This window comes from Gemmata sp. (genome assembly GCF_051859125.1).
Taxonomy (GTDB): domain Bacteria; phylum Planctomycetota; class Planctomycetia; order Gemmatales; family Gemmataceae; genus Gemmata.
The window spans coordinates 6,143-12,229 of the sequence record NZ_JBHYGG010000105.1 but is presented as its reverse complement, the minus strand read 5'-3'; the positions used below and the strand labels follow the sequence as shown (position 1 = coordinate 12,229).

The window sequence follows — 6,087 nt, the reverse complement described above, 5'->3', positions numbered from 1 at the left end:
AACAGCCGCGTAGGCCAGAAGAACTCGCACCCGCGGGACTATTTCGTGGGAGCAAGGCGAACCCTGAGCGTCAGCGAGGGGGTGCGCCTTGCGCGTTCGTGGTTTTGTAGCCGCGGATGCGGCGACCGAGTGTAGCCAGGGGTGCGGCGAGCGCAGCGAGCAAACCCCTGGTCCCCGGCGCACCACGGATCGCAGCCCCGGAGGGGCGACAGACGGCGTCGGGCGCTGCGCACGGGCCGCCAGGGGTTTGTGCCGCAGAGCCGGCACCGCACCCCTGGCTACACTCCCTCGCCGCATCCGCGGCTAAAAAGCCACAATCCGATCGCGCAACTCCAGAACTGGCGCTCAGGTTCGCCCCCTCCCGCCCCCGCCACCTCGTGTTCGCGCCGGCCGCCACTTCCGCTACACTCCCCCGCCCGCCGCACCCGTTCCCGTTCCCGGCGCAAGTTTTGCTTCAAAGTCTGTTCTTGTGGTGCAACATCGAGCGCCCCACGCTGCACGCGAGGTCCATATGCGACATTATCTCCCGAGAATTATCCCGGCCGGCGTCTTGCTCGGCCTGGTCGTCGCCCTGACCGCCGGGGCGACGCCGGCCCAGCAGCCGCTCCCGGAACTCCCGCCGCCCGGCGGCGTTCAGCCCGCACAGTTCGCCCAGGCCGACCCGAACCAGCCGGCCGACGCGAACCAGACCGAGGTGCTCGCCCGCGGGCCGGTCCACGAGGCGTTCGCGACCACGGCCGAAGCGCCGACGGCCAGTCCGGTCGTGGTCCAGGAGCCGCCGGAGCCGATCGAAGAGCTGCCCCCCGAGGACAAGCCCGAGGGCGACAACGTCCTGTGGATCCCCGGGTACTGGCACTGGGACGACGACGCGGACCGGTACATCTGGATCAGCGGGTTCTGGCGGGTCTCCCCCCCGAACCGCGTGTGGGTGCCCGGGTCGTGGCGCGACGTCCGCGGCGGGAACCAGTGGGTCGCCGGGTTCTGGCAGGAGACGCTGCCCCCGCAGGCCGCCGGCCAGCCGGTCCAGGAGCAGCCCGAGATCCAGTACCTGCCGCCCCCGCCCGCGTCGGTCGAGGTCGGCCCGACGACCCCGGCGGTGACGCAGACCAGCTTCTACGTCCCGGGCTCGTGGGTGTGGCGGGGCCGGTTCCTGTGGCGGCCGGGGTTCTGGATCGAGCACCGCCCGAACTGGGTGTGGGTGCCGGCGCACTACCGGTGGTCGCCGCTCGGGTACATCTTCGTCGACGGCTACTGGGACTACCCGCTGGCCACCCGCGGCGTGCTGTACGCCCCGGTGTACTTCCCGCGGCCGGTCTACGCCCAGCCGGCGTTCGTGTACACGCCCGCGTACGTCGTGAGCGAGCCGGCCATGGTCGGGGCGCTGTTCGTCCGCCGCGGGTTCGGCGCGTACTACTTCGGCGACTACTTCGCCCCGCGGTACGCGAACAACGGGTTCAACGCGTGGTGCGGGACCGTCGGGCCGGGCGGCGGGTTCAACGTCGGGTTCGGCGGCGGCCGCAACTGGGGGTACGACCCCCTGTGGAGCTACTACTCGGTCCGCAACCGGCAGAACGTCGCCTGGAACCGCGGCGTCGGGGACCTGTACGGCGGCCGGTTCAACGGCACCGTCCCGCGGCCCCCGGTGAACCTGGTGCAGCAGAACACGGTGATCAACCAGATCACCAACGTCACGAACGTGACCAACGTCAACCGGAACGTGACGAACAACATCACCGTCGTGAACAAGCACGCCACGGTGAACAACACCAACGTCACGGACGTGGCGATGCTGGCCCCGGCCCGGATCGCCCGGGACCTCCAGCCCGACGTGAGAATCCAGCCGATCTCGGCCCAGGTGCGCAAGGACGAGGCCGTCCGCGCCAAGGAGATCCGCAGCTTCGCCGCCGACCGGCGCAAGCTGGAGACGGCCGCCGTCGCCAAGGGCCCGGTGGCCGCGCCCAAGGGGGCCGAGCCGGCCGCCCCGCAGACGCTGAGGATCGAGGTGCCCAAGGCGATCGCCGCCCGGGCCCGCGTCGCCGACGAGCGGAAGGCCCCGCCGGCCAACCCGTACCGCGACCAGAAGGCCGCGCAGAAGGTGGACCCGAACGCCGGCCGCGCCGACGACGACACGCAACCGGTGTTCACCCCGAAGATCGAGCGCAAGACCGACCCGAAGCTGAACCCGAAGATCGACCCCAAGGACCTCCCGGACCCGAAGGCCGGCCCGAAGGTGAACCCCAAGTTCGACCCGAAGGACGACCCGGACCCGAAGATCAATCCGAAGGGCAATCCCAAGGGGAACCCGAAGTTCGACCCGAAGGACGACCCGAACCCGAAGGTCGATCCCAAGGTCGGGCCGAAGGCGGATCCCAAGTTCGACCCGAACCCGAAGGTCGATCCCAAGGTGAACCCGAAGGTCGATCCGAACCCGAACCCCAAGCTCGATCCGAAGGTGAATCCGAAGACCGACCCCGATCCGAAGGGGAACCCGAAGGTGGACCCGACCCCGAAGGTCGATCCCAACCCGAAGCGCGACCCGAAGGACGACCCGCGGCCGAAGTTCGACCCCAAGGTCGGGCCGAAGGTGGACCCGAACCCCAAGGTGGACCCGACGCCGAAGGGGAACCCGAAGGTCGATCCGAACCCGAAGGTCGATCCGACGCCGAAGGGGAACCCGAAGGTCGATCCGATGGACGACCCGCGGCCGAAGGTGAACCCGAAGCGTGACCCGATGGACGACCCGCGGCCGAAGTTCGACCCCAAGGTGGACCCGAACCCGAAGGTGGATCCGACGCCGAAGGGGAACCCGAAGGTCGATCCGCAGCCGAAGCTGCCTCCGAAATTGCCCCCGGTGGTGCAGCCGCAGCCGCAGCCGCAGCCGCAGCCCCAGCCCCAGCCCAAGCAACCGGTGCCCATGCAGCCGGTCCCGCAGCCGCAGCCGAAGCAACCCAAGCAGCCGGTGCCGCAGCCGCAGCCCCAGCCCCAGCCCCAGCCCAAGCAGCCGGTACCGATGCAACCGGTCCCGCAGCCGAAGCAACCGCCCAAGGGCGAACCGAAGGAGCCCCGGGAGCCCAAGAAGGATCGCGACCCGAAGGATGGTGACCCGAAGACGTTCGCCCCGCCGGCGGTCCAGGCTCCGAGGGCTCAGGTGCGGCCCCCGGTAGCGGCGGTGCCGCAGCAGACGCGGCCGATGCCGCCGGTGGCCCAGCCCCAGCCCGCGCGGCTGGCGCCGCAGGCCCAGCCGCGGGTGCAACCGCAACCCGTGCCGGTGCCCAAGGCGCAACCGCGGCCGCAGGCGGTGCCGGTGCCCGTACCGAAGGCGCAACCGCGGGTGCAACCGCAGCCGGTGCCCAGGGCCCAGCCGCGGGTGCAGCCGCAGCAACCGCAGCCGCCGCGGGTGCAGCCGCAGCAGCCGCGGCCCCAACCGCAGCCCAAGGCGCCGGGCCGGGGCCAACCCGATCGCAAGCGGGGGTGACCGCCGCCACGCAAACCAAGCCGCACGCCGCCGGGGGTACCACCCCGGCGGCGTGTGCGTTTCCCGCCCGCCACTTCCCCTTGAATCGCGCCCCGCCTCCCGCGGACAATACCCGCACCGGTCACCGCCCCCGTGCGAGGCACACATGATTGTTGGCGTCCCGAAGGAAGTGAAGCCCGACGAGTACCGCGTCGCGATGGTCCCCGCGGGGGCCGAGGAACTGACGCGGGCCGGGCACACGGTTCACATCCAGAGCGGGGCCGGGGCCGGCAGCGGCATCCCCGACGAGCAGTACGCCGCCAACGGCGCGAAGATCGTGCCCACCGCCGCCGAGGTGTGGCGGGCCGCCGACCTCATCGTGAAGGTGAAGGAGCCGCTCGCCGAGGAGTGGCCCCACATGCGGGCCGGGCAGACGGTGTTCACCTACTTCCACTTCGCCGCCGACGAGCACCTCACCCGGGCCGTCATGAAGTCGGGCATCACGGCGGTCGCCTACGAGACGATCCGGGACGCGAAGGGCACGCTCCCGCTGCTCACGCCGATGAGCGAGGTGGCCGGCCGCATGAGCGTGCAGGAGGGGGCGAAGTACCTGGAGCGGCCGTTCGAGGGCCGGGGCATCCTGCTGGCCGGGGTGCCGGGGGTGCCGCCCGCGACCGTGTCCGTGATCGGGGCGGGCATCGTCGGCGCGAACGCCGCCCGCGTCGCCGCCGGGCTCGGCGCGAACGTGTACATCCTCGACGTGAACCTCGACCGGCTCCGGTACATCGACGACGTGATGCCGCAGAACGTCACCACCGTGTTCAGCAACCGGCTGAACATCCTGGAGTGCCTGCGGCAGTCGGACCTCGTCATCGGGGCGGTGCTGATCCCGGGCGCGAAGGCCCCGCACCTCGTCCGCCGGGCCGACCTCAAGGTGATGCAGCCGCGGGCGGTGGTGATCGACGTGGCCATCGACCAGGGCGGGTGCTTCGAGACGAGCCGCCCGACCACGCACGCGAACCCGACGTACATGGTGGACGACATCGTCCACTACTGCGTCACGAACATGCCCGGCGCGGTCGGCCGCACCAGCACCTACGCGCTGACCAACGTGACGCTCCCCTACGCCGCGCAGCTCGCGAACAAGGGCGTGGACCGCGCGATCAAGGACAACCCGGCGCTGCTCGCGGGCGTGAACGTGCGGGCCGGGAGGGTGACCAACGCCGCCGTCGCCGAGACGTTCGGGCTGGAGTGCGTCCCGGCCGTGTGACGTCGGTAAGCACGAAATTCGAAGCACGAAATCCGAAAGAAGCAAGGAAGCGGAGTTCTGACTTGGTTTCGAGTTTCGTACTTCGGATTTCGTGCTTATTCCCGAAGCACGTCGTCATCCTCGCCGCGTGGTGCGGGGTTCTGTTCCTGTACGGCGTCGCCGACGGGCCGCTGTACCGCACCGAGGCGCTCCGGGCGATCATCGGCCGCGCCTGCCTGGACGGGCAGTGGCTGTTCCCGGTCCTGTACGGCGAACCGTTCCTCACCAAGCCCCCCGGCCACTACGCCGCCATCGGCCTGTGCTCGCTGCCGTTCGGCGAGGTGTCGGCCGCGAGCGCGCGCCTCCCGTCGGTGATCGCCGCGACCGTCAGCGTGTTCCTCGTCTACGGCATGTTCCGCCGCGCCTTTGACGAGCGTGCGGCGCTGCTCGCTTCGCTGCTCCTCCCCACCTCCGTGCTGTGGCTCGACAAGGTGCCCAGCGCCGAGATCGACATGACGCTCGTCGGCTGGGTGACCGCCGCAATCGCCCTCGCACACCGCGCGATCGAACGGGAATCCACCCGGCGAGGGGGGGGGGGGGGGGGGGGGCGGGGGGGGGGGGGGGCCCCCCCTTGGTCGCCCCACCCCCAACCCCGGGGGGGGCCCCCCCCCCCCCCCCCGCCGGCGATCTGGTGGGTTCTGGCTCTCCTCTGCGTCGCGGGCGGCACGCTCACGAAGTGGACCGCACCCGCGTTCTTCTACCTCGCGGTGCTGCCGCTGCTCGCGTGGCGGGGCGAGTGGCGCATCCTGTTCGGCTGGCGGCACCTCGTCGCCGTCGGCGTGGCGGGGCTGGCGTGCGCCACGTGGGTGTTCGCCGTGGCGCAGCAGATCGGCTACGAGTCGCTCTTCGAGACGGTGCAGAAGGAAGCCGCGTACCGGTTCTCGCCGAAGTCGTCTTCCCGCGGCTACCCGTGGGGTGAACTCGGGACGTACCCGCTCCTCGTCCTCGCGGCGCACCTGCCGGTGTCGGCGTTCGCGCTGCTGACGCTCCGGCCGGGGTTCGCCGCGAAGTGGGACGACCGCGGGCAGTTGATGCTGCAACTGCTCCACTGCTGGACGTGGCCGAACCTGCTGTTCTGGACGCTCGTGCCGAACCACAACGTCCGCTACTCGCTGCCGATGTCCCCCGGGCTGATGGGACTCGGCGCGATGGGGTTGCTGAGTTTCTTGGCGAGCGTCGGACGCGAATTCGGGGGGTGGGTTGGACCCGTCGGCCTCACGCGGGCCGCCACCGAGGGCGGCCCCTACCAGCAATACGGGAATTCAACCGGGAGGGACGCCGTGCGGGGGGGGCCCCCCGCCAGCCACGCCGTATGGCAGGACGC

3 protein-coding genes are annotated in these 6,087 nt (G+C 71.1%); all 3 read left to right on the top strand.

What is annotated here, in order from left to right; genetic code table 11:
* Positions 1 to 511 precede the first annotated feature (511 nt).
* Entirely contained in the window at positions 512 to 3,475 is a 2,964-nt protein-coding gene (locus ACTIGN_RS11275) for a hypothetical protein (protein ID WP_439623826.1), read from the top strand.
* A gap of 145 nt (positions 3,476 to 3,620) precedes the next feature.
* On the top strand, positions 3,621 to 4,724 hold the full coding sequence (gene ald / locus ACTIGN_RS11270; RefSeq protein ID WP_439623824.1) for an alanine dehydrogenase: 1,104 nt from the start codon (positions 3,621 to 3,623) through the stop codon (positions 4,722 to 4,724).
* Between the two features lie 62 nt (positions 4,725 to 4,786).
* Positions 4,787 to 6,087: ArnT family glycosyltransferase (locus ACTIGN_RS11265; RefSeq protein ID WP_439623822.1), on the top strand; the 1,301-nt coding region annotated here is incomplete at its 3' end.

Coding starts and splice junctions, on each gene's coding strand:
- ald (WP_439623824.1), top strand. CDS start 3,621: ATGATTGTTGGCGTCCCGAAGGAAGTGAAGCCCGACGAGTACCGCGTC.
- ACTIGN_RS11275 (WP_439623826.1), top strand. CDS start 512: ATGCGACATTATCTCCCGAGAATTATCCCGGCCGGCGTCTTGCTCGGC.